24 protein-coding genes, 2 tRNA genes and 1 pseudogene are annotated in these 22,984 nt (G+C 35.9%); 13 read left to right on the forward strand and 14 right to left on the reverse strand.

Going from position 1 to position 22,984, the window contains the following annotated elements:
• Nucleotides 1-8: 8 nt before the first annotated feature.
• Nucleotides 9-1,364: an FAD-dependent oxidoreductase gene (locus tag BM201_RS12040; RefSeq protein ID WP_092542990.1), complete on the reverse strand. Its 1,356-nt coding sequence runs from the start codon at nt 1,362-1,364 to the stop codon at nt 9-11.
• Nucleotides 1,365-1,632: 268 nt separating this feature from the next.
• Here BM201_RS12040 and BM201_RS12045 point away from each other — a divergent pair, with 268 nt between their 5' ends.
• The 9 genes and pseudogenes from BM201_RS12045 (at nt 1,633) to BM201_RS12085 (ending at nt 8,361) form a co-directional block, all read left to right on the forward strand.
• On the forward strand, nt 1,633-1,878 hold the full coding sequence (locus BM201_RS12045; protein WP_092543287.1) for a hypothetical protein: 246 nt from the start codon (nt 1,633-1,635) through the stop codon (nt 1,876-1,878).
• A 112-nt stretch (nt 1,879-1,990) separates the two neighbouring features.
• The gene (locus BM201_RS12050; RefSeq protein WP_092542992.1) at nt 1,991-2,647 is read left to right on the forward strand and encodes a flavin reductase family protein; all 657 of its coding nucleotides are present in this window, start codon (nt 1,991-1,993) and stop codon (nt 2,645-2,647) included.
• A pseudogene (locus BM201_RS12055) lies at nt 2,644-2,721 on the forward strand (DUF2256 domain-containing protein); the annotation flags it as partial. The gene BM201_RS12050 and the pseudogene BM201_RS12055, both read left to right, overlap by 4 nt.
• Before the next feature lie 82 nt (nt 2,722-2,803).
• Nucleotides 2,804-4,093 (forward strand): DASH family cryptochrome, encoded by a 1,290-nt coding sequence (locus BM201_RS12065; protein WP_092542996.1) that lies wholly within the window; start codon nt 2,804-2,806, stop codon nt 4,091-4,093.
• A complete protein-coding gene (locus BM201_RS12070; protein ID WP_092543289.1) occupies nt 4,078-5,625 on the forward strand; it encodes a cryptochrome/photolyase family protein in 1,548 nt (515 codons plus the stop codon). Before BM201_RS12065 ends, BM201_RS12070 begins: the two co-directional genes overlap by 16 nt.
• 165 nt (nt 5,626-5,790) lie before the next feature.
• Entirely contained in the window at nt 5,791-5,946 is a 156-nt protein-coding gene (locus BM201_RS18010; protein WP_139219220.1) for a lmo0937 family membrane protein, read from the forward strand.
• Nucleotides 5,947-6,083: 137 nt separating this feature from the next.
• Nucleotides 6,084-6,842 carry an SDR family oxidoreductase gene (locus BM201_RS12075; protein ID WP_092542998.1) on the forward strand — a complete coding sequence of 253 codons (759 nt, stop codon included), beginning with the start codon at nt 6,084-6,086 and terminating at the stop codon, nt 6,840-6,842.
• 40 nt (nt 6,843-6,882) lie between these two features.
• On the forward strand, nt 6,883-7,584 hold the full coding sequence (locus BM201_RS12080) for a hypothetical protein (RefSeq protein WP_092543293.1): 702 nt from the start codon (nt 6,883-6,885) through the stop codon (nt 7,582-7,584).
• Nucleotides 7,585-7,719: 135 nt separating this feature from the next.
• Entirely contained in the window at nt 7,720-8,361 is a 642-nt protein-coding gene (locus BM201_RS12085) for a hypothetical protein (RefSeq protein WP_092543000.1), read from the forward strand.
• A gap of 13 nt (nt 8,362-8,374) precedes the next feature.
• Here BM201_RS12085 and kynU read toward each other — a convergent pair whose 3' ends face one another.
• Nucleotides 8,375-9,652, reverse strand: coding sequence for a kynureninase (kynU, locus tag BM201_RS12090; RefSeq protein WP_092543002.1), 1,278 nt, complete (start codon nt 9,650-9,652; stop codon nt 8,375-8,377).
• A 141-nt stretch (nt 9,653-9,793) separates the two neighbouring features.
• On the opposite strand from kynU, the gene BM201_RS12095 reads away from it, so the two are divergent.
• Nucleotides 9,794-10,441, forward strand: coding sequence for an O-methyltransferase (locus tag BM201_RS12095; protein WP_092543004.1), 648 nt, complete (start codon nt 9,794-9,796; stop codon nt 10,439-10,441).
• Here BM201_RS12095 and BM201_RS12100 read toward each other — a convergent pair.
• From BM201_RS12100 to BM201_RS12135, 8 genes are all read right to left on the reverse strand, one after another.
• Nucleotides 10,435-10,992, reverse strand: coding sequence for a phosphatase PAP2 family protein (locus BM201_RS12100; RefSeq protein ID WP_092543006.1), 558 nt, complete (start codon nt 10,990-10,992; stop codon nt 10,435-10,437). The two genes, BM201_RS12095 and BM201_RS12100, sit on opposite strands and share 7 nt — an antisense overlap.
• Nucleotides 10,993-11,007: 15 nt before the next feature.
• The gene (locus BM201_RS12105; RefSeq protein WP_245758631.1) at nt 11,008-11,328 is read right to left on the reverse strand and encodes a Sec-independent protein translocase subunit TatA/TatB; all 321 of its coding nucleotides are present in this window, start codon (nt 11,326-11,328) and stop codon (nt 11,008-11,010) included.
• A 52-nt stretch (nt 11,329-11,380) separates the two neighbouring features.
• Nucleotides 11,381-13,681 (reverse strand): M1 family metallopeptidase, encoded by a 2,301-nt coding sequence (locus BM201_RS12110; RefSeq protein WP_175487033.1) that lies wholly within the window; start codon nt 13,679-13,681, stop codon nt 11,381-11,383.
• Nucleotides 13,682-13,739: 58 nt separating this feature from the next.
• A complete protein-coding gene (locus BM201_RS12115; RefSeq protein ID WP_175487034.1) occupies nt 13,740-14,246 on the reverse strand; it encodes a DUF6702 family protein in 507 nt (168 codons plus the stop codon).
• An 88-nt stretch (nt 14,247-14,334) separates the two neighbouring features.
• Nucleotides 14,335-15,117, reverse strand: coding sequence for a hypothetical protein (locus BM201_RS12120; RefSeq protein WP_092543008.1), 783 nt, complete (start codon nt 15,115-15,117; stop codon nt 14,335-14,337).
• Nucleotides 15,117-15,863: a hypothetical protein gene (locus BM201_RS12125; RefSeq protein ID WP_092543010.1), complete on the reverse strand. Its 747-nt coding sequence runs from the start codon at nt 15,861-15,863 to the stop codon at nt 15,117-15,119. The genes BM201_RS12120 and BM201_RS12125 overlap by 1 nt, the downstream gene beginning before the upstream one ends.
• Nucleotides 15,863-16,693: a peptidase associated/transthyretin-like domain-containing protein gene (locus BM201_RS12130; protein ID WP_139219222.1), complete on the reverse strand. Its 831-nt coding sequence runs from the start codon at nt 16,691-16,693 to the stop codon at nt 15,863-15,865. Before BM201_RS12130 ends, BM201_RS12125 begins: the two co-directional genes overlap by 1 nt.
• Nucleotides 16,694-16,875: 182 nt before the next feature.
• Nucleotides 16,876-17,685 (reverse strand): carboxypeptidase-like regulatory domain-containing protein, encoded by an 810-nt coding sequence (locus BM201_RS12135; protein WP_139219224.1) that lies wholly within the window; start codon nt 17,683-17,685, stop codon nt 16,876-16,878.
• Between the two features lie 114 nt (nt 17,686-17,799).
• On the opposite strand from BM201_RS12135, the gene pepE reads away from it, so the two are divergent.
• Both pepE and BM201_RS12145 read left to right on the forward strand, forming a co-directional pair.
• Nucleotides 17,800-18,507 carry a dipeptidase PepE gene (pepE, locus tag BM201_RS12140; protein WP_092543016.1) on the forward strand — a complete coding sequence of 236 codons (708 nt, stop codon included), beginning with the start codon at nt 17,800-17,802 and terminating at the stop codon, nt 18,505-18,507.
• 2 nt (nt 18,508-18,509) lie between these two features.
• Entirely contained in the window at nt 18,510-19,424 is a 915-nt protein-coding gene (locus BM201_RS12145) for a glutaminase (protein WP_092543299.1), read from the forward strand.
• 142 nt (nt 19,425-19,566) lie between these two features.
• On the opposite strand, the gene rpsT is transcribed toward BM201_RS12145, so the two are convergent.
• From rpsT to proS, 4 genes are all read right to left on the reverse strand, one after another.
• Complete coding sequence (gene rpsT, locus BM201_RS12150) at nt 19,567-19,818, reverse strand: 30S ribosomal protein S20 (protein WP_041580101.1); 252 nt, start codon at nt 19,816-19,818, stop codon at nt 19,567-19,569.
• Nucleotides 19,819-19,847: 29 nt separating this feature from the next.
• Nucleotides 19,848-19,919: transfer RNA gene (locus BM201_RS12155), tRNA-Glu, on the reverse strand.
• 65 nt (nt 19,920-19,984) lie between these two features.
• Nucleotides 19,985-20,056: transfer RNA gene (locus BM201_RS12160), tRNA-Glu, on the reverse strand.
• Nucleotides 20,057-20,140: 84 nt separating this feature from the next.
• Nucleotides 20,141-21,619, reverse strand: a complete 1,479-nt coding sequence (proS, locus tag BM201_RS12165; RefSeq protein WP_092543018.1) for a proline--tRNA ligase — start codon at nt 21,617-21,619, stop codon at nt 20,141-20,143.
• Between the two features lie 109 nt (nt 21,620-21,728).
• On the opposite strand from proS, the gene BM201_RS12170 reads away from it, so the two are divergent.
• Nucleotides 21,729-22,925 (forward strand): hypothetical protein, encoded by a 1,197-nt coding sequence (locus tag BM201_RS12170; RefSeq protein WP_139219227.1) that lies wholly within the window; start codon nt 21,729-21,731, stop codon nt 22,923-22,925.
• The last annotated feature ends 59 nt before the right edge of the window (nt 22,926-22,984 follow it).

Genomic DNA, 22,984 nt, shown 5'->3' on the forward strand with positions numbered 1-22,984 from the left:
CAATAAAATTAAACTGTTACTTTTTCGCCAAGTAATTCTAAAATACGCTCTTCAACTTCAGGACTATCCCAATTAGATTCTATATCTGGCATTTGTAAAACCTCAGCCATGATCCTTTCCTGCTTATCGCCTATCTTTAAAGCTTCAGCATAAGAATGATCTGAAAAAGTTACTCGGGAATATAATGGCACCCAGGCTTCAGGATGATTTTCAGCAAATTTCTTTTCTATTTTTTTCTGAAGTAAAAACATAGGATTCGCTGTCTTACTACTCATTTCTATAAAGTTCCTGTAACTTAATTCAGCGATAGCATCTCCGTTAGGCTTTCTGGCAATTTGATATTCAGAAAATATCTTATCCCAATCATCTCCATGTGTTTCCATCTTATCAAAAAGTACCGAAATATCTTCAAAACCTGCATTCATTCCCTGTCCATAAAACGGTACAATTGCATGAGCAGAATCTCCAATTAAGGCCACTTTATCATCATAACGCCAAGGAAAACATTTAATCGTCACCATCGCACTCGTTGGATTTTTAAAGAAGTCTTTCTTTAAATTAGCGATATCTTCTTTAATATCTGGAAAATATTTTTCGAAAAAAGCTTCAGCTTTGGCTTCAGTATCGATACTTTCAAAAGAAACTTCACCTTCAAAAGGCATAAACAAAGTACAGGTAAAACTTCCATCTAAATTAGGCATCGCAATAAGCATAAATTTACCACGTGGCCAAATATGAAAAGAAGCATTATCTAGTTTATGAGAACCGTCTGGATTTGCAGGAATCGTAAGTTCTTTATAAGCCACATCGATAAAATGCTGCGAATAATTGAACCTGCTTTGTCGTTGCATTTTATGTCTTACGCGAGAAAAAGCGCCATCTGCGCCAAAAATAAGATCGAATTTATACTCGGTCCAAGGTGTAGTCTCTGAATCGCCGGTATAAATTGTGGCTTGCTTTAGATCGATATCCCAAACCTTCTCTTCGAACTTAAAAACCGCACCAGCTTCTTCAGCAAGATCGATCATTTTTCGGTTTAAAATTCCGCGGGAAATCGAATAGATCGCTTCGCCTTCTTTTCCGTATTTCTGAAAATAAAGTGGCTTCTCGTTTACGTGCATAGCACGCTTATCTAAAGGCAGTGCCAGTTTTCTAATTTCGTCTTCTAATCCTATTCTTCGTAATGCACTCCAACCACGATTAGACATTGCCAGGTTAATTGACCTACCGGAAAATTCTACTTTTCTAACATCTGGTCTACGATCAAAAATAGTTACCTGATGTCCGGCTTTTCTTAAATAAACCGCTAGTAAAGATCCTACCAGGCCAGAGCCAACGATTGCAATATTCTTAGATTGTTGCATGAATTAATTTGAAGTACGCGATCTGCTTTGTAAGGAAAACAAATACAATTTAGAATACAAAAATACAGATATTTTGCGAAAGACCTTATTCTTTAGCATTTATGCAACATTTCGCACTGCATTGTCGATAAAACTCGAATTATTTTAGATTTCTATTTTCACATAACAATTCATAATCTTTCATTAAAAGCCTACTAAAATTGGTTAATTGATTGATTTTAAAGAATTCAAACCACTACTTTTAAATTCAATTCAAAATTTAAGAATTATGGATCAAGAGAAAATTGATAATATGCGTTCCACTTTAAATAAGCTGGAAGACATTAAAAACAGTCAGGAAAGTATTATCGATAAAATAAATCATGTAATCACAGATTTATTTGAGCATCCTGATAAAGAATTAGAAAAGGCAATGGAAGATGCGCACCAGCGATCTTCAGATAATATTGACGCTGTAAACAAAGCCATCGAAGCTTACGAGATGAAAATTAACCAGCTGGAATTACAAGATTAATTTAAAAATCCATTAACAGCAGGTATAAAAACAGAGTTGTAAATTGAGGTTAGTTTAAAAACTAACCTCTTTTTTATTGAATATCGAGTCTCACCTCAAAATATAATTTCTCATGAAACATGTTAGCGCCAGTGATATTGAAGGCATGGAAAAAATCTTTAGGTTAAACCTGGTAAATAGCCTGTCTGGTTATAAAAGTGCTAATCTTATTGCCACAAAATCTGAAGAAAAAGGAGCCAATGTTGCTGTTTTTAGTTCGGTTACTCATTTAGGAAGCGATCCTGCGTTACTGGGTTTTGTAACCCGGCCAGAAACGGTACCGCGAAATACCTATAAGAATATAAAAGATACTAAATACTTTACTGTAAATCATATTCATCAGGATATGATCGCGAAAGCACATCAAACCGCTGCAAAATACGAAGAGGAAGTATCTGAATTCAAAAAAACCGGACTCGAAGAGGAATATTTAGATGAATTCTATGCGCCTTATGTGAAACAATGCGCCGTCAAAATTGGTTGCGAATATGTAAACGAATATCAGATCAAAGAAAACGGAACCGCTTTGGTGATCGGGGCAATAAAGCATGTTTATTTTGATGAAAGCATCCAAACGCCAGATGGCTGGTTGCGACTAGAAGATGCCGGCACCGTGGCGATAAATGGTTTAGATGCTTATGCCCTCCCAGCACTTTTAGACCGATTTCATTATGCGAGACCCGGCCAGGAGATCAAAAGTTTTTTTGATAACAATGAGCCCAAAGATTGAAAAACCTAAAGAAAGAAAACTTACCTGAAAAGATTTGCCCTGTTTGCAACAGGCCTTTTACCTGGCGAAAGAAATAGGCAAAAAATTGGGAAAATGTAATTTATTGCAGCGAAAAATGTCGCCGAACAAAATCGAAAAATAATTGAAGTATCATTAATGAGTACAGGATTAATCTGGTTTGAAAATAATTTAAGAGTAAAAGATAACGAGGCTCTTTTTAAAGCCTGTGAAAACCATGAAAGTGTAATCGCTATTTATTGTTTTGATCCCAGGAAGTTTAAAGAAACTACATACGGATTTCCCAAAACAGGGAAATTTAGAGCTCAATTTTTGATTGAAAGTGTTATTCAACTTCAGCAGAATTTAGCAGAATTAAACATCAGTTTCCTCACTTTCCATAAAAAGCCAGAAGAAATTATTCCTGAAATTGTAGAAGATCACCAAATTGAAGCCATTTATTTTCAGGAAGAATGGACTTCAGAAGAAAAACAGCTTATCGATGCTCTAAAAAATAAGCTTCAAAATATCGATTTTCGATCTTTCTACACGCAGTTTTTATTTCATCCTGAAGATATTCCTTATGATGATTTTAGTAAGATCCCGAAGGTTTATACTGAATTCAGAAAAAAGTGCGAAAAATACGTTGATGTTCGCGATGAGATTGAAATTCCGCAGCAAAAACCAGAAAGTAATCTTCTAAAAAATACTTCAAAAATCCCCAATCTTGAAGATCTGGGATTAGAAAATTTTGAGCAGGATCCAAGAACCGCTTTTCCCTTTAAAGGAGGTGAAGATGAAGCCTGGAAAAGAATAAAGCACTACTTCTGGAAAACAAAAAATCTTGCAGAATATAAACAAACTCGTAACGGATTGTTGGGTAAAGATTATAGTTCTAAACTTTCGGCCTGGCTGGCAAACGGAAGTATTTCCGCAGTAAGCATTTATCACGAAATCAAAAAATTTGAGCAGGAAATCATCAAAAATCAAGATACTTATTGGTTAATATTCGAACTTATCTGGCGAGATTTTTTCAAATACATTTCCCTAAAACATGGAAATTCAATCTTCTTTTTAAGCGGAATTTTAAATAAAGAACTCGACTGGAACTTCAGCAAAGAAAAGCTGCAAAGCTGGATCGATGGTGAAACTAAAGAAGATTTTGTAAATGCCAATATGAAAGAGATTGCGGTAACCGGTTTTATGAGCAATCGTGGCCGGCAAAACGTGAATAGCTTTTGGGCGAAAGAATTAAAACAAGACTGGCGAGCGGGCGCTGCCTATTTTGAAAGTGTTTTAATCGATTATGATGTGCACAGTAACTGGGGAAACTGGATGTACAATAGCGGCGTGGGTAACGATCCTCGTGACAGAAAATTCAATATTAAAAAGCAGGCAGAGCGTTACGATCCTAATAACGAATATATTGATACATGGCTAAAAAACTAAAGAAATTAAGGCTAATCTTAGGCGATCAATTAAACCATCAGCATAGTTGGTATAAGGAAGAGCAGGACGAGATCATTTATGTCTTGATGGAAATGCGTCAGGAGACAGATTACACCGTACATCATATTCAAAAAGTAGTGGGTTTCTTTTTAGCTATGCGGAATTTCGCTGAATATCTTAAAGAAAGGGATCATGAGGTCATTTACTACCATATCAACTATAAAGAAAATCAACAGGATCTGGCTGAAAATTTAAAGCAGCTCATTAAAAAAAATGATATTGAAAAGTTCGAATATCAACTCCCGGATGAATATCGCCTGGATGAACAACTAAAGGAAATTTGCGATTCACTTTCGGTCGAATCTGAAGCTTATGATACAGAGCATTTTTTAACGCAACGAGATGATCTGGAAAAATTCTACAAAGGCAAAAAGCAAATGACGATGGAATATTTTTACCGTGATATGCGGAAGAAATATGACATTATGATGGCCACAAAAAAGGATCCTGAAGGTGGAAAATGGAATTTCGACAAATCGAATCGTAAAAAATGGACGGGAAAACCTGAAATTCCGCATGAGCGTGGTTTTAGAAAAGATGTTTCAGGTTTAGTAAAAGAAATTGAAGAGGCCGGCATCAAAACTATGGGTAATATTGATGAGAAAAGTTTCAACTGGCCAACTTCTAGAGAAGACGGACTTTCGGTTTTAAATTATTTCTGTAAAAATTTACTCGTTCATTTTGGGGATTTCCAGGATGCTTTGCACACCGAACAAGCTTATCTTTTTCATTCTCGATTATCTTTTTGCATGAATTCAAAAATGCTGAGTCCAAAGGAGGTGATCGAATCTGTAGTTGGATATTATTACGAGCATAAAGATGAAATCGATATTTCTCAGGTTGAAGGTTTTATACGGCAAATTTTAGGCTGGAGAGAATATATGCGCGGTATTTACTGGTTAAAAATGCCAGGATATCGCAGAAGCAATAAACTAGATAATCAAAACGAATTACCTCCATTTTACTGGGATGGGAATACCAAAATGAATTGTTTGCATCATTCGATCATCCAAAGTTTAGATAATGCTTACGCACATCATATTCAGCGTTTAATGATCACTGGGAATTATGCTTTACTTACCCAATGCCATCCCGACGAAGTTGATGCCTGGTATCTGGGAATTTATATCGATGCCATAGAATGGGTAGAAATTACAAATACCCGCGGAATGAGCCAGTTTGCTGATGGCGGCATTGTAGCTACAAAACCTTATGTATCCAGCGGTAGTTATATAAATAAAATGAGTAACTATTGTAAAAGTTGCCATTATAAAGTGAGTAAGAAAACTGAAGAGGATGCCTGCCCATTTAATAGCCTATACTGGAATTTTCTAGATGACAAGAAAGAATTCTTTAAAAACAACCAGCGAATGAATATGATGATGAGTTTGTTGGAAAAAAAAGATGCTAAAGAAATAGCAAAAATTAAAGAGCGAGCAGCCCAAATTATTAAAAACCCATCAGATTTTTAACATACGAGTTAATTACGAGTTAAATAGCTTTTAGCCAGACCACCTATTCTATAAATTAGATTTAACTAACTGGTTAATAAAGGCTTTTAAAGCCTTGCTAACTAACCAAAAAATCAAAATAGCAATTAACTAACGTGACCAAAAAGTCACTAAAAACCAACTAAAATGAGAGATATAATTTGGCTAATCATCGTCCTGTTAATTATTGGATGGCTTGTAGGTTATTTTGCCTTTCCAGATCTAGGAAGCATTATACACATTCTTATAGTTCTGGCTGTAATTTTATTACTTTATAGATTACTAACAGGACGCAGGTTATAATTTTTATTGAATCGAATCTATCGAAAACCTCCCAAATTGGGAGGTTTTCTTTTTTATATATTTACTCAAAAAACAGGATCAATTACTTAAGACAAACTTAGTCTACTATAAATATTACCCTACAAAATTTGAATGCTATGTGGAATCTAAATAATAAAATCGCCTTAATTACCGGAGGCTCTAAAGGTATCGGAAGAGCTTGCGTAGAAGAGTTTGCGCGGTTAGGCGCCAGCGTCATTTTTACAGCCAGAAATAAAGAAGATATTTTGAAACTGGAAGAAGAATTACGGGCGAAAAATTACGATGTAACAGGCTTAGTTGCAGATGCGATTATTAAGGAAGATCAGGATAAGATCGTGACAGCTATAAAAGAAAAATGGGGTAAACTTGATATTCTCGTAAATAATGCCGGCATCAATATTAGAAAGAAGGCGCTGGAATACACTGAAGATGAATACAGAAAAGTGATCGAGATCAACCAATTTTCGGTTTTTGAACTCAGTTTAAAATTGCATCCGTATTTGAAAATTTCAGGCAATTCAAAAATCGTAAATATTGCCTCTTCCGCAGCAATGCAAGATGTAGGGACCGGCGTGCCTTATGCTATGTCTAAAGCGGCAATGCTCCAGCAAACAAGAAGTTTAGCGGTAGAATGGGCAGCAGACGGAATTCGAGTTAATGCAGTTTCTCCCTGGTTTACAGTAACACCGCTCACTAAAGGATTGCTGGCCGAAGAAGAAAGAATGAAACCTATCCTAAGGAGAACTCCGCTTAAACGAGTTGCAGAAGCTTCAGAAATGGCAAATATCGCGGCATTTCTTGCGATGGATCAGTCTAGTTATATCACAGGTCAAAATATCGTTGCCGATGGTGGCATGAGTATTAATGCTATTTAATTGTTTTGTACCTTTAGAACTTACGGCTAAACACTTTATTATGAAAAAAACATTTTTACCACTCTTACTTGCACTCAGTATCATTTCCTGTAAAAATTCTGAAAGCGATAATAGCGATGCTGAAATGACTTCTGAAACTACTGAAGTTGCTTCTTCTGAACAAAAAGATGGCATTGGTAATACTATCGCAATGGCAAACGGACTTGATAAGTTTAAAGATGCTACAGAAGTTGAATTTACCTTCAATGTAAAAGTAAACGATACTGTTCGTTCTTCACGCCATTGGAAATGGAATACCAAAACCAGTGAAATTAGCTTGACAGAAGGCGATATTACCCAATCATACACCAAAACTGATTCGATTCCTGAAGATAAAGTGAGTATCGACCAAAAATTTATTAATGATTCTTACTGGCTACTTTTCCCTTATCAATTAGTATGGAGCGACGCCAAGCTTACGGAAGAAAAAGAAGTCGCTGCACCTATTAGTGGCGATACACTTACAAAGTTAGAAGTTGCTTATAACACCGATGGTGGTTATACTCCCGGCGACACGTATGATATTTACTACGGAGACGATCACATGATCGAAGAATGGGTTTACAAAGCTGCAGGCGGTGATCGCCAAATGGCAACAACCTGGGAAGATTATGAAGAGTTTATGGGAATCCCTATTGCGAAGATGCACAAATCTGAAGACGGAAACTTTCAATTATATTTTACCGATATTGTAATAAAATAGGCTTCATTTTTATCGAATATCAAATCCGGCGCTTTATACTTTTCATATAAATCGCTGGATTTTTTTTATTGAAATTGATCTTAGCTGAATTTTCGGACTGATTGTTGTTTTCACCATCCTATCAATCAGTTTACCATGAAAAAACTTTACTCCATCACGCTATCACTACTTTTCATTTTCACTTCCTGTTCTGAATTTGAGCATGAAAATCTTCAAAATATCGAGCCTACTGAAAAATTGTATTCTAAACGATTTTTAGAAATGCAGGATCAAAAATTACCGATTATCGACTTGGATGCTTTAGATAATTATTGCGATCTACGATCAATTCTTGATGCGAATAGTTGTGATGGTCACCTTTCTACCATAAAATTTAAGCTTGAAAACAAACAATATCATCTTGTAGCTTTTCACGCCTGTCCTGATTCTCGAGAGATTCGCTGTTATTTTAGATCTAATTTTATTAGCATCTATAATGACTCCATTTTTGAAGATTATAAAACCAAGTTCTCTATCGATCATTTAGATATAAAAATTGATGAGCTCGTTAAAGACTCACAACTTTCCTATAATATAGACCGTCCAAGAAAAAATCTATTCTTTATCGACTATCCAGATTCAGCTAGAATTTCTGAAGTAAAAATTACATTAAAGAAACTATTTGAAGCCAATGAAGAATTAGAATCTAAAATTCAAAAACCACTAATAAATTCGATTATATTTGATTTAAATATTCCTGCTCCTCCGCCTCCACCACCAGTGTTACCGGAGTTGTAATAAGCTTTTGAGATCACTTCTCTAGAATGCCTCTTTTTAAGATTTGCCCAAATTCGTACATATCTTCATAAGAGCAATAAAAAGGTGCTGGTGCTAGACGTATTACGTTTGGTTCTCGCCAATCTGGAATTACGCCGTTCTGCATTAAGTAATTAAAAAGTTCTTTGCCTTCCCCATGCAAAAACACCGATAGTTGAGTTCCGCGTTCTTCCTGGTTAGCCGGGGTGATCACTTCAAAAGTGCTATCAACTTCTTTATCGATTTCATGCAAAATAAACTCCAAATAAGCGACGATCTTATTTCTTTTTTCAATAAGAGCATCCATCCCAACCTCGTCAAACATTTGCAATGAAGCTAAATAAGGTGCTAAAGCTAAAACTGGCGCATTACTTATTTGCCAGGCATTTGCACCGTCTTCTGGCTGAAATTCGGGTTCCATTAAAAACCTTCGATCTTTATTATGGCCCCACCAACCCTCAAAACGCGGAATGTCTTTTTGGTTATGATATTTTTCATTCACAAAACAACCTGAAGCACTACCCGGGCCACTATTCATGTATTTATAACTGCACCAGGCTGCAAAATCTACGTCCCAATCGTGCAATTCTAATTTTATATTTCCGGCTGCGTGCGCTAAATCCCAACCTACAAAAGCTCCTACTTTATGCCCGGCTTCAGTAATGGTTTTCATATCAAAAACCTGCCCGGTGTAATAATTTACGCCACCAATTAAAACCAAAGCACATTCCTCTCCTACTTCTTCGATTTTCGCAAGAATATCTTCAGTTCTAAAATTATGCTCTCCATCTCGCTTTTTCAGCTCAACAATAGCATCTTCAGGATCAAATCCATGAAAACGAACCTGGCTAGAAATCATATATTGATCGCTTGGGAAAGCTTTTTCTTCACAAATGATCTTGTATCGCTTTTTTGTTGGACGATAAAAAGATACCATCATAAGATGAAGATTGACCGTAAGCGTATTCATTACCGTGACCTCTTTTGGCTTTGCCCCTACCACTTTTGATAGTTGTTCTGCAAAACGCTCGTGATAATCCCACCAGGGCTTTTCAGCTTGAAAATGCCCTTCGACCGCAAAATTTCCCCAATCGCTCATAATATCATTAACATAATTTTGAGCTGATCTTGGTTGTAATCCTAAAGAATTACCAGTAAAATAAATCGCATCTTTATTATTTATCTGCGGAAAAATAAACTCATTACGATATTTAGCTAATGGATCTTTGGCATCTAATTGCTGTGCAAAAGTGCGGGAATTTTCAAATTGCATGTGGATTGTAATTTTTGCTAAAATACAACTTAGGCTTTAGAATAACAGTATTTGAATATTGAAGCTTTTGTGAAGATTTTGTATTGAAATTAGATAAAAAACGGAGCCGTTTATTTTAGTATTTTTGCCGAAAAGAATTTTATGGAGTTTTTATCTGAAAGTATTATTGAATATTGCGAAAATCATTCTGAAAAAGAACCTAAATATTTAGCAAAACTGAATAGAGAAACTCACCAAAAGGTTTTACAACCACGTATGCTTAGCGGGCATTACCAGGGACGCTTACTCAGTTTAATTTCTAAACTGGTAAATCCTAAAAACATTCTTGAAATAGGAACGTATACAGGATATTCAGCGCTTTGTCTTGCTGAAGGTCTTCAAACTAACGGAAAACTTCATACGATAGATATTAATGAAGAACTTTTTGATTTTCAGCAAAAATACTTTCAGGAATCTGAATTTAAAGATCAGATCATTCAGCATTTAGGCGACGCAACAAAAATAATTCCGCGGCTAGACCTCAAATTTGACCTTGTTTTTATCGATGCGGATAAACCAAATTACCCAAATTACTTTGAAATTATTATCGATAAAATGAATCCCGGCGGTTTAATTTTATCTGATAATGTTTTATGGAGTGGTAAAGTTTTGGAGGAAGTAAAGAGAAATGATTTTTCTACGGAAGCGCTTTTAAAATATAATAAAATGCTAGCTGAAGATGATCGTATTGAAACAGTGATCTTACCGCTTCGAGACGGACTAACTTTAAGTAGAGTTAAAAATCAATAAAATCGATCTTCATATTTTAAATAGATTTTATAAAATATCCACGCCATAAGCACACCTACCAATCCACCAACAAACAGGTCGCTTGGGTAATGTACTCCAACAAAAATTCGGCTTAAAGAAAGCATAAATGCCCAAATGTAAAGAAGCCAGATCCATTTATACGTGTGTCTTAACACCAAAACCACAAAGGTTACAAGCACGAAAGCTGAAGAGGTATGACCTGAGAAAAAACTAAAATTTGTTGGTTCTTGCAGAATCCTAATGATCTCATTGATCTCTGGATTATTATTAGGCCGCAATCGAAGAACAACATTCTTTGTCCAGAATGTAATTCCAAAAGTTACTGCCCAGGAAACTAAAAGAAAGATCGAAGAATAAATAGCTTTCTTTTTATGAAAAGCCAGAAAAAATAAGATGAAGAAAAGAATATACAACGGAATCCAATGTCTAATTTGAGTAAACCAGATCCAGAAGTTATCATAATCTTCGATGCCTAAACCATTGAGATACACAAAGAGTTCTCTATCCCACTGCTTAAGCTGTTCGAACATTCAAGGAAAGTTTTATTAGAATTTACGTTTTATGGAACCGGTAATCTCGTCGATATCGTCTTTAACTTTATCGATCTCACCTTTTACATCGCTGGTAATGTTTTTGGTATCGATCCCCTGTTTGTCTGCGCTTTTAGTGATTTCGCTTTTAATATCATCTGAGGCATTTCTTAACATCCTCATTCCTTTTCCCATACCTCTTGCGATCTCTGGAATTTTATCTGCTCCAAAAACCATTACCAAGATAAAGATGATAAAGCCTATCTCTGCGCCACTAATAAAAAATGGAAGTGTAGTCACCATAATAATAACAAATATAGATACAAATATCTGCATAAAAAAAGCCGACTCGTTAAAGTCGGCTTAAAAATTTATCAACTTTTTTAGACTATCCGTCTGTATTGTTTTTAAATTGTTCAAACTCGTTAGGAGTTTCTTCTTTTGGCCAGCTGTTATTGCTTAGATCTATGTCTGCAGTCTCAAGATCTGGATCTACAACAACTTTGGTAATTTCTTTATCTGAAGCGATAGTTTTAGTTACCTGGCTATCATTTTTCATCCAAACCTGCACAGGATATCTTTTCATTTCAGTAGAACCATCAGCGTATGTATATTCTACGATCAACGGCATTACCAATCCTCCTGGCTTATTGAACGTAACCTGATAGAAATACTTAGGCACTTCTAAATTGCTACGCTCTTCAGAAGAGAAATTATCCATTACATATTCATTCAGTTTCTTAGAGTTTTCGAAGATCGTTTTACCTTTCATACTTTCTTCAAACTCTTCGCTTCCTTCTTCTACAACATAGATTGCATCTATTTCATCTGGGTTAGCACCGTAACGCTCTAAAAGCTCTCGCCCCTGTTTGGTTTGCTTATCTGTTAAGTAATATTTTTTCACATCTTCTACGCCCATATCTGTGTAATCTGTGGTGTAGAACCAACCTCTCCAAAACCAATCTAAATCTACAGCAGACGCATCTTCCATAGTTCTAAAGAAATCTTCTGGAGTTGGGTGTTTAAACATCCATCTTTTAGAATAAGTATGGAAAGCATGATCAAAAAGTTCACGTCCCATTACTGTCTCTCTTAGAATATTTAAAGCAGTTGCTGGTTTTCCATAAGCATTGTTACCCAATTGATAAACCTCTTCTGGATTTGCCATAATTGGCGCAATAAAATCCTGGTTTCCTCTCATATAAGGAACAATATTAGCAGGAATACCACGACGAGAAGGATAGGTGTCGTAACCTTCGATGGCTTCTGGATAACGCTCTCCAAATTCCTGTTCTGCCATGTATTGTACAAAGGTATTAATACCTTCGTCCATCCATCCCCACTGGCGCTCGTCACTATTTACGATCATAGGGAAGAAGTTGTGACCAACCTCGTGGATAATAACTCCCATCATTCCAAATTTCACGCGGTCACTATATTCTCCATTTTCATCTGGACGACCATAGTTCCAACAAATCATTGGATATTCCATCCCCTGATTTTTAGCATGAACTGAAACCGCTTTATGATAAGGATAGATAAATGTATGATCTGAATAACTTTGAAGTGTAGATGCAACTACTCGGGTAGACCATTTTTCCCAAAGTGGATTTCCCTCTTTTGGATAAATAGATACTGCCATTACATCGCTGTCATCATTCATTTTAACAGCCATCATATCTAAGATAAATCTTCTTGAAGTTGCAAAAGCAAAATCACGAACCATCTCTGCTTTGTACTCCCAGGTTTTTGTCTTTTTCTCGAAACCTTTAGAAGCTTCTACCGCTTCTTCCTGAGTTCTAATAATTACCGGCTCATCATAAGATTTTTGCGCTTTTTTATAGCGCTTCATCATATCTTTAGTGTAAACATCATCACGATTTTGAAGTACACCTGTAGCTTCCATCACGTGATCTGCAGGTACCGTAATACTTACTTCGTAGTCTCCAAAAGGAAGCGCAAACTCTCCACTTCCCCAAAACTGCATATTTTGCCAGCCTTCTACATCATTGTAAACAGCCATTCTTGGGAAAAACTGAGCGATCTCGTATGCTCTATGACCATCTTCAAATTCTTCGTAACCAGAACGTGCTCTATCTGTGATGTGATTATTTACATTGTACCACCATTTTACTGAAAACGTAAAGCTCTCTCCCGCCTCTAATGGCTCTGGAAGATCGATACGCATCATAGTATTATTGATCGTGTAAGAAAGCTTATCGCCACCAGTCTTAACTTCTTCTATATTAAAACCACCATCAAAAGGTTCTTTAAGAAATTGATCTGCAAAACGACCGGGCTGAGAAACAGGTGCCATTCCGCTAGATCCTTTCTCTAAAGCAGGAGCATCTTTCTTACGAATGTTTTGATCTAATTGCATCCATAAATATTCTAGTTTATTTTTAGAGTTGTTATGGTAGGTAATTGTTTCTTCACCGCTTAATTTTGTATTCTCATCATCTAAAACGATATCCATTTCATAATCGGCTTCGTTTTGATAATAAGCTTCTCCAGGAGCTCCAGAAGCAGTACGGTACATACTTGGGTCTCTAAATTCCTGATATAATTGTCTAAATTTGTTTTGATTAGTATGACCCTGCGGTTTTTGGGGTTCTTGCTGATCCTGGGCGTTCACACCAGTAATCGCAAACATTAAAAACGCAGAACATAAAAATTTAATTGTCTTCATTTACGTTGGATTTGTTAATTATCGCTAAAATATAATTATTTTCTCAACTGATTTAGAATTAACTACCGAAATTTAACACATCTGTATCGGCATCTCTACGCAGCATAAGGCTTTTTACCTCATCTTTTACTTTTACGTTCACAACATTTTTTTGATCGTCGAACATATCTGTAAGCACTGCATTGGTAATACTTATTTTTTTAAACGGCTCTAAATTCTCTCCTTCAATAAATAAAACCAGCTGGTCTTTATCGTATTTTTTTCCCAGGTATCTTAATTTCACTTCTTTCCCATCTGCTGAAATATGAAGTTTTGATCTTAAATATTTCTGAATTAGTTCTTTTACCGGGCCAGATTCTTCATCTTTAGATAAGGTGATCGATTCTTCATAGCGTGTTTCTAAAACTTTCTGAAAATCATCGATAAAGACCTTAGAAATGATCTGAAGATCTTTTTGTTCTTCTTTATATTCAATTTCCGTAACACTTAAATAAAACTTATGAGGCGTTGTTTTGAAAGAAAGACTGGTAAAAACAACCAATATGAGCAATAGTGCTTTTTTCATTTTTAAAATTTATTTCAGGAATAACAAATTTTAGTCCAAAGCACGAAGTTCAATAATTTAAGTGACTTTTTAAGATTTATGCTGAGATTTATCGATTTTCGGTAGCACTTTCAAGTTCTGGCACATCGCCTTCACGGCTTAGTCTTTTAAAATCTTCTGCTTCGGCTTTAAAATAATCGATAAGCTTTAGAGTTTCATCATTAGCTACTAATTGCTGAAGCTCTGAATCGTCTTTACGGGCACAGTAGAACATAAAATTGATAATTTCTCCTTCCTCCAATCCAAAATCATCTGTAAATATCGATTTTGGTATCGTTTCTAGTAGTTGTTGTGCTTCAGCTTGTAATTCGTAATTTGCCTGAGCTTTTTTTAGATATTTTAAATCACCGTTTATCATCCCGATAAGCATTCCTAAACCTCCACCATAAGAGCCCATTTTTCGCTGGGCCATAGTTAGTTTTTTTCGTGGCGGCGGAATAAACATGAGCGGCTTCACCTTCATGTGTTTAATATCACTTTCCAGATCACCAATAAGTTTTACATCACTTAAATAAACATTTTCTAATTGATTGATTTCTTCGGATAAAGTGACCTCCAGAAAGCCTTCGTTTAAAATTTCTTTTGTTATGAGAATGTATTCTTTTTGAAATTGCACTGAAGAAAATAAAATACTGTCGTTCTCTCGCACCAAAATACCAAATCGGCCATCGGGCTCGTTTACCGTACCAGTTTCCGCAGTTAAATTCACAATATTAATGAAAGTATCCCCTAAAGAATCGTTGGTAATCTTCCCAAGTAATTCCTCGCGTTCCTGAGAAAAACCAAAGCTTACTTTAAAAAAAATGAATATAAAAAATAGCCAATATCGCATTATTGATCTTTTCTTTTTTCCCAGGATTCCACTTTATGCTGAAAAAAGTCGAAAAGTGCTGCTTTACTTTCCTGATCTACATAGAGATCAAATCTCTTATCTTCAGCACAGAAATAAACGAACAACATTAGTTCATCTTCATTGATTCCCATTTTTATAATATTATCGCGACCAATTAGCATCAGTGATTTCTCTACGCGCTCATCATAAACCATATTCGCTTTGATCTTCTTTAATCGTTGGCGCTCTCCTGTAATGGTATTTAAAAGTAAATTTGAAGGATCACCACCGGTAGCTGCTATCTTTCGATCTATAAGCGGACTAATATCTTGTTTTAGCTGCGGTGCATTTAACTGGTATTTATCGTAAAAATCGATCTTAGAGAAGTCCTTTTCCAGATCCCCCACTAAATCAGAATTAGAAACATAAACCTCTTCCAGCTGATTAACGCCTGGCAATAAAATTACTTCTAAAAAATTGGCTTCCAGAATGGTTTTATTGATTACCACCTCTTTTTTTTGATACTGAACCGATGAAAATTCTAAGGTATCATTCTCATTTACCTGCACCACAAAACGGCCATCTGGATCGTTAGTCGTGCCACGATGAGCTGTTTTGTTTATAATATTGATAAAAGTATATTCTAAACTATCGGCCAAGATTCTACCCTCTAGTTCTACAGGCTGTTGAGCATTTAAAACCGAAGTAATGATCACAAAAAGAAATAAGAATAAATTCTTTAGCACTATGGATTTTTTAAATTATTACTATCGCTTTTAGTTTCAATATTTTCTTTAGCCAAGAGACCTAAAAACTCTGTCGACGCTTTTTTATAATATTCTAAAAGCTTCAATTTATCTGGATCTTTCAGTAATTCTAGGTATCCCGGTTGCGCAAAGCAGTAATTGATAAAAAGATAGACCTGTTCTTCGGTTAAATGACATTTCTCGAGCAAAAAACTTTTCCGAAGATCTAATTCGGTTTCCAGTTCTTTTTCCTCCCTTATATTTTTATTGAGCTTTTTAAGCATTTTGGTTCTTCCGCTTATTCCATTAATAACTGGATCTAACGGAACGCTGCCAAATAAAAGTCCGTACCATTTAAATCTTGTACCACCGGGCCCCGTGGTTGCAGTGTAAAGCAATTTTTCTTCGTGACTAAGCGATCCTTGCCTGGACATTGGAGCATTTAACGCATACTTGTCGTTTACAGGGAAGGATTTTATATCTAAAGCTAAATTCCCTGAAAGACTTGGTAATATAACCTCATCTAATTGATTTACATTAAGCTGTAATTCTACAATAAGAAATCCTTTTTTGTAAACCGAAGAATCTATTAAGATTTCTTTCTTTTTATACTGAATTGAAGAAAATAAGATAATATCGTTTACTGAAGCCGAAATCGTAAAATATCCAAATTTATCACTTGTTGTTCCTCTACCTAAAGATGTATTCACAATATTGATGAGACTTCCATCTAAAGAATCGGCTACAATTTTTCCTTCGATCACTTTAGATTGAGAAAAACCAATGGCTGGCATCGCTAAAACAAATACTAATAGAACCTGATTTCGCAAAGAATAATTTGATTGATGATGATAACTAACTAAGAAAATTTACTCGATAATCGAGATTAAATACTTCAACCTCTATCAACTATCTGGATATTTTGAAAGCATTCTTCAATGAAAGATCTTATAAATTCTCTTACAGTATAACTTCAATAATTCTAAAAAATTATATCGAAAATCGACAAATATCAGTCTAGTGTTTCAACTTCAGCATCTAAATAGCTTTGATATGCTGTGCGTTGCTCTACTAGAAACTGAATGATATCTAATTCGTTTTCTTCTGTAAGCATGCGACCATCCAGACCATTGTCTGCTGCAAAGAAAATAAAGTCGTTTACCTGATTCGCATCAAGATTTAAGGTTTCTTTGAAGAAATCGTTACTATACATTTCTTTAATTTCATCATCCAGCTGCGCATAAGGTATTGTACGATAATCATTTTTCTCTTTACCGTATTTACCGGTCACTAATTTAAATACATTAATTAAGTTTAAGCCGTTCACCATATACGTCTGGCCGGAAAGCTGTGCCTCGTTACGAACAGGGTGAGTTTCTGGCGTATCAATTTTTGGAGTTCCCATCATTGATACGTTCATATTGGGGATTTGTGCAGGAGTAACTTCGATTCGGTTCACATCTACTGCGATCGAACCAGAAAGTGTTCCTGCAGAAACTCGAACCTCTGGAAGTTCGTTTAAAGCAATATTAATAGACACATTTAGCATCCTCGATTCTAAAATATCTTCTGTAATTCTTATAGAGAATTGTTCAAATTGAAGTGAAGAAAAAACGATTCTGTCATTTAAGCTCGCGATGATCTTAAATTCTCCCTGCTCGTTAGAAATTGTTCCTTTACTCGTTGCTTCATTAAAAATGGTTATCCCATCTGGATCGTCACCTTCTGGAACAGTAATTTTACCTGTAAGCTGTACATTACTATTTTGGGAAAATCCAATAGTAGAGACAAGCAATAGAAAACAAAAAATGGTACGGCACATAAGATGAATTTATAAGTTTAAAGTAAGAATTCTTAACCTAAAATTAGCTATATACACAGCGTAAACTTTTGTTAAAAGTCTGATTTCTCTCTACTTTTGCCAAAAATGATGATAATGAAGAAAGCAATACTTGCCAGCACCTCAACGCTGCATGGCCAGGCTTATTTGGAGTATTTGACCCCACATCTTAATGATCTCTACGGAAGTAATAAGGAGATTATATTTATTCCTTACGCAAGGCCAGGAGGAATTTCTCACGAAAAATATACAGCCAAAGCAAAAGATGCCTTTAAAAAGGCTAATCTTAATATTAAAGGTATTCATGAATATAAAAAACCTGTTGAAGCTTTAGAAAAAGCTGAAGGGATTTTTACCGGGGGCGGGAATACTTTTTTACTGGTAAGCGAATTATATAGGATCGGAATCGTAGAGGTTCTTCAAAAAGTCATCGCTGCAGGCACGCCATATATGGGAACTAGTGCAGGTACAAATATTGGAGGCCTTACTATGGGAACAACCAACGATATGCCTATTGTTCTTCCAAAATCATTTAAAACCTTAGGTTTGGTGCCGTTTAATATAAATCCCCATTATCTAGATCCAGATACAAATTCTACGCATAAAGGAGAAACCAGAGAAACCAGAATCAAGGAGTTTCATCATTTTAATAGTCAACCTGTTGTTGGTTTACGTGAAGGCAGCTGGTTAGCATTAGATAATAATGAAGTGATCCTGAAAGGAAAACTTTCTGCCAGGATCTTTAAATGTAATGAAGAAGCTTATGAGGTTGAAACAGGCACCATACTAACAGATCTTAATTAATGATAGATTACCAACAAATATTAGATACTATTCAGGAAGAAATGAGTTATCGAGATGTGAAGGGAAAAGTAGCATCTTATATTCCTGAATTAGCAAAGGTAGATCCAAAAAAATTCGGATTGCATTTGTATAGAAATGAACACGAATTTTACGGTTTTGGTGATCATGAAGAAAAATTTTCTATCCAATCGATAAGTAAAGTATTTACATTGTCTTTGGCTATTAGAAATTTAGGCACCAAGGTTTGGGAACGCGTTCACGTAGAACCATCTGGAAACCCATTTAATTCATTGATGCAGTTGGAACAAGACCGCGGAATCCCAAGAAATCCATTTATAAATTCGGGTGCTTTAGTGATCTCAGATATCCTGGTTGATGTTTTAGATAATCCTAAAAAAGAACTACTGGAATTTGTTAGAAAGATCACAGGTGAAGATCATATAGATTATGATGAAAATGTTGCCCAATCTGAATTATCTTCTGGTTACCGCAATATCGCCCTTGTTAATTACATGAAAGCTCTAGGAAACATTAAATGTGATGTAGAAAAGATCGTAGACTTCTATTTCTACTCATGTTCGATTGCCATGTCCTGTAAATCTCTGGCAAAAGCATTTATGCTATATGCGAATAAAGGAGCTATATTACATACGGGAGAACAGGTATTGAATCCTAGTACGGTAAAGCGATTAAATGCTTTGATGCAAACCTGCGGATTCTATGATGAATCTGGTGAATTTAGTTTTGAAGTAGGCTTACCGGGAAAAAGTGGTGTTGGTGGTGGTATAGCTGCTATTCATCCGCAACAATATTCGGTTGCTGTTTGGAGCCCGGTTTTAAACAAGAAAGGAAATTCTGAATTAGGCATGAAAGCCCTGGAAAGACTAACAACCTTAACAGGATTATCTGTATTCTAAAATCTTAATTCTTAGAAATATGAAAAGCTCCTACAAATTAATTGAAGGAGCTTTATTTTTTCACTAAAAGTCGAACAATAAAAAAATGCTCCCTAAAAGAAGAGAGCATTCCTCTATAAATTGAACACTTATAAATTCTAAATTAAAGTGCAGCTACATGCTTAGCTAGCTTAGACTTTAAGTTAGAAGCTTTATTTGTGTGTATAATGTTCTTTTTAGCCAACTTATCAATCATAGAAACTACAGAAGGATAAAGAGTTTCTGCCTCTTTCTTATCTTCAGTATCACGCAATTTTTTGATTGCGTTTCTAGTAGTTTTATGCTGATAGCGATTTCTAAGCCTTTTAGCCTCGTTGCTACGGATTCTCTTTAACGCTGACTTATGATTTGCCATTACAAATAATTTAATTAATTCTTTAAAAGTAGTCCGTAGGGGAATCGAACCCCTGTTACCAGGATGAAAACCTGGCGTCCTAACCCCTAGACGAACGGACCAAATATTCTCAATATTTTATGCCACTTAAGGCTTCACGACAACACAAATAACTTGTGTTCTTTAGTAGTCCGTAGGGGAATCGAACCCCTGTTACCAGGATGAAAACCTGGCGTCCTAACCCCTAGACGAACGGACCAACAATTTTTTGTTTCAATTGCGGATGCAAAAATACAACTATTTCTGAATGCTGCAAGAGTTCACACAAAAAAAATTAAAAAAATTAATAAGCCTTCGCAAAAAGCACTCTACCCTTAGATGGATTACCTGTTAAAACACAGGCTCCATCCTCTTCTTGTCTATCAAAAGGAACACATCTAATGGTCGCTTTAGTTAATTCTTTTATTCTATTTTCAGTCTCTGATGTACCGTCCCAGTGAGCAGCAATAAAACCACCCTTTTTCTTTAGAACTTCTTTAAATTCATCAAAACTATTTACTTCAGTAATATGTTCGTCACGATAATTTTTAGCTTTAGTAAAAAGTGCTTCCTGAATTTCTTCCATTAAAGCACTAATTTTATCTACTACGCCATTCATCTCGACAAACTCTTTGGTAAGTGTATCTCTTCTTGCAAGTTCCACTGTTCCTTTTTCCAAATCTTTTGGACCTATAGCTAAACGAACCGGTACACCCTGCAGCTCATATTGTGCAAATTTCCATCCCGGCTTCTGCGTATCCCGGTTATCAAACTTAACAGAAATACCTTTTGTACGAAGATCTTTCACTAATTGATTGGCAACCTCAGAGATTTGATCTAATTGTTCATCTGTCTTATATATAGGAACGATCACCACCTGAATTGGCGCTAATTTTGGAGGCAACACTAATCCTTTATCATCACTGTGCGTCATGATAAGCGCTCCCATCAAACGCGTAGAAACACCCCAGGATGTTGCCCAAACATGTTCTAAACCACCTTCTTTCGTCGCAAACTTCACGTCAAAAGCTTTAGCGAAATTCTGCCCAAGGAAATGGGACGTTCCTGCTTGCAAAGCTTTACCATCTTGCATTAAAGCTTCGATACAATAAGTTTCTTCAGCTCCTGCAAAGCGTTCATTTTCGGTTTTAGCCCCTTTGATTACAGGAGTAGCCATAAAGTTTTCAGCAAATTCAGCATAGATATCATTCATTTGCTTTGTTTCTGCCAACGCTTCCTGTTTAGTAGCATGTGCTGTATGACCTTCCTGCCACAAAAACTCAGATGTTCTAAGAAACAATCTAGTTCTCATCTCCCATCGAACAACATTTGCCCATTGATTCACCAAAATAGGTAAATCTCTATAAGATTGTATCCAGTTTTTATAAGTATTCCATATTACTGCTTCAGAAGTTGGTCTTACCACAAGTTCTTCTTCCAATTTAGCAGCAGGATCTACAATAAGTTTCCCTTTATTATCTTCATCATTTTTTAGTCGGTAATGAGTAACTACCGCACATTCCTTCGCAAAACCTTCAGCATTCTTTTCTTCAGCTTCAAAAAGGCTTTTAGGAACAAAAAGTGGAAAATAGGCATTTTGATGCCCTGTTTCCTTAAACATTCTATCTAACTCGGTCTGCATCTTTTCCCAAATCGCATAGCCGTAAGGTTTAATGACCATACAACCTCTAACCGCTGAATTCTCAGCAAGATCTGCTTTCACTACAAGCTCGTTGTACCACTTAGAATAGTCTTGTTCTCTGCTAGTTAAATTCTTACCCATTATTGTTTTTTGGCATAAATATTGTATCTTTCTTAAACACAATATAGACTTATTTTGTTAGCGCAAAACTAACTAAATTTGTAATGTTCAACAATTAAATAACTAGCTAATGATACGCAATTCAAATTTACTTCACAGAACTTCAGTTTTTCTCACGCCTGTGATATTGCTATTATTAGCATCATGTGGTTCTTACCAATATTCAGGATATAGCGATGGTATTTATGGAGAATCTTCCAGACCTGTAGATCGCCCCCGCACTGGTTACGAAAGACCTCAAAATGCTAATGAGCAGCGAGAGGAAAAACTCAAAGAGGCTAACTCCTATTATAAGAATATGTTTGCACAGCAAGCAGATATGATAGAAAATGCAATGCAGGAAGATGTTGTGTTTACTGATATCGATTCTTACTCTTCAAATTCCCAGTATAGCGAAGATGAAGAAATGTACGATGAGGAAGGAACAATGGCCTACAATGGATCGTACGCACCTTGGGGACAGGGAGACGCTGATGATACAACAATAAATATTTACAATACAGGTTTCAATTATGGCTTTTACAGCCCATGGAGACGTGGTTTTTATAACCCTTACTTTAATTATGGTTACGGCTATGGCTGGGGCTGGGGTGGCTATGGTTGGAATGGTTTTTATGATCCTTACTGGAGTGTAAATTGGGGATGGGGTAATCCTTATTACGGTGCAGGCTGGGCATTCGGCTGGGGCGGCTTTTACAACCCTTGGCGTTATGGATATGGTTACAATACAGGATGGCTAGGTAGATATGGCGGATATTATGCAAATAATTACAACCATTACAATCGCCCACAATTTGCTTACAGCAATTCTAGACGTAATACACGAAGCTCATATAATACTGTAAGTAGAAGAGACAATACTACTGCAAGGTCTCGAACCAGAAGTAATTCTTCTTATTCCAGAAGAATTAGAGATATAAGAAACACCGATAGTAACTCACGTAATAGTAGATCTTCATCTACCAGAAGCCGAGTTGCAGATCGTGATAACAATAACGTATACACAAGATCTAATAGAAGAACTTCTAGTTCAACTTACAGCAGAAGCAACTCAAGATCAAGATCATCTGTAGGAAGATCTTCTAGTAACTCTTCTTATCAATCTTCAAGAACTACCACTCCAAGAAGATCATCATCTTCTGTTAGAACGTCTTCTCCAACCAGAAGTTCTGGTTCTGTAGGAAGAAGTTCATCAAGAGGTAGTAGATCTTCTGGTGGCGCATCTAGAGGAGGAAGTTCTCGAGGTGGCCGAGGCGGAAGAGGATAAAATTGAACCAAATACAATAATGACCTTACAGTTACTACTGTAGGGTCTTTTATTGCCTA

The organism is Zunongwangia mangrovi (genome assembly GCF_900112105.1).
Classification (GTDB): domain Bacteria; phylum Bacteroidota; class Bacteroidia; order Flavobacteriales; family Flavobacteriaceae; genus Zunongwangia; species Zunongwangia mangrovi.

What these genes read in the sequence shown, in the direction of transcription:
- BM201_RS12095 (WP_092543004.1), top strand. Translation starts at nt 9,794, where the DNA reads ATGGAGTTTTTATCTGAAAGTATTATTGAATATTGCGAAAATCATTCT.
- BM201_RS12085 (WP_092543000.1), top strand. Translation starts at nt 7,720, where the DNA reads ATGAAAAAACTTTACTCCATCACGCTATCACTACTTTTCATTTTCACT.
- BM201_RS12105 (WP_245758631.1), bottom strand. Translation starts at nt 11,328, where the DNA reads ATGCAGATATTTGTATCTATATTTGTTATTATTATGGTGACTACACTT.
- BM201_RS12050 (WP_092542992.1), top strand. Translation starts at nt 1,991, where the DNA reads ATGAAACATGTTAGCGCCAGTGATATTGAAGGCATGGAAAAAATCTTT.
- BM201_RS18010 (WP_139219220.1), top strand. Translation starts at nt 5,791, where the DNA reads ATGAGAGATATAATTTGGCTAATCATCGTCCTGTTAATTATTGGATGG.
- BM201_RS12100 (WP_092543006.1), bottom strand. Translation starts at nt 10,992, where the DNA reads ATGTTCGAACAGCTTAAGCAGTGGGATAGAGAACTCTTTGTGTATCTC.
- BM201_RS12070 (WP_092543289.1), top strand. Translation starts at nt 4,078, where the DNA reads ATGGCTAAAAAACTAAAGAAATTAAGGCTAATCTTAGGCGATCAATTA.
- BM201_RS12135 (WP_139219224.1), bottom strand. Translation starts at nt 17,685, where the DNA reads ATGTGCCGTACCATTTTTTGTTTTCTATTGCTTGTCTCTACTATTGGA.
- BM201_RS12065 (WP_092542996.1), top strand. Translation starts at nt 2,804, where the DNA reads ATGAGTACAGGATTAATCTGGTTTGAAAATAATTTAAGAGTAAAAGAT.
- BM201_RS12075 (WP_092542998.1), top strand. Translation starts at nt 6,084, where the DNA reads ATGTGGAATCTAAATAATAAAATCGCCTTAATTACCGGAGGCTCTAAA.
- BM201_RS12040 (WP_092542990.1), bottom strand. Translation starts at nt 1,364, where the DNA reads ATGCAACAATCTAAGAATATTGCAATCGTTGGCTCTGGCCTGGTAGGA.
- BM201_RS12115 (WP_175487034.1), bottom strand. Translation starts at nt 14,246, where the DNA reads ATGAAAAAAGCACTATTGCTCATATTGGTTGTTTTTACCAGTCTTTCT.
- pepE (WP_092543016.1), top strand. Translation starts at nt 17,800, where the DNA reads ATGAAGAAAGCAATACTTGCCAGCACCTCAACGCTGCATGGCCAGGCT.
- proS (WP_092543018.1), bottom strand. Translation starts at nt 21,619, where the DNA reads ATGGGTAAGAATTTAACTAGCAGAGAACAAGACTATTCTAAGTGGTAC.
- BM201_RS12080 (WP_092543293.1), top strand. Translation starts at nt 6,883, where the DNA reads ATGAAAAAAACATTTTTACCACTCTTACTTGCACTCAGTATCATTTCC.
- kynU (WP_092543002.1), bottom strand. Translation starts at nt 9,652, where the DNA reads ATGCAATTTGAAAATTCCCGCACTTTTGCACAGCAATTAGATGCCAAA.
- BM201_RS12110 (WP_175487033.1), bottom strand. Translation starts at nt 13,681, where the DNA reads ATGAAGACAATTAAATTTTTATGTTCTGCGTTTTTAATGTTTGCGATT.
- BM201_RS12045 (WP_092543287.1), top strand. Translation starts at nt 1,633, where the DNA reads ATGGATCAAGAGAAAATTGATAATATGCGTTCCACTTTAAATAAGCTG.
- BM201_RS12170 (WP_139219227.1), top strand. Translation starts at nt 21,729, where the DNA reads ATGATACGCAATTCAAATTTACTTCACAGAACTTCAGTTTTTCTCACG.
- rpsT (WP_041580101.1), bottom strand. Translation starts at nt 19,818, where the DNA reads ATGGCAAATCATAAGTCAGCGTTAAAGAGAATCCGTAGCAACGAGGCT.
- BM201_RS12120 (WP_092543008.1), bottom strand. Translation starts at nt 15,117, where the DNA reads ATGCGATATTGGCTATTTTTTATATTCATTTTTTTTAAAGTAAGCTTT.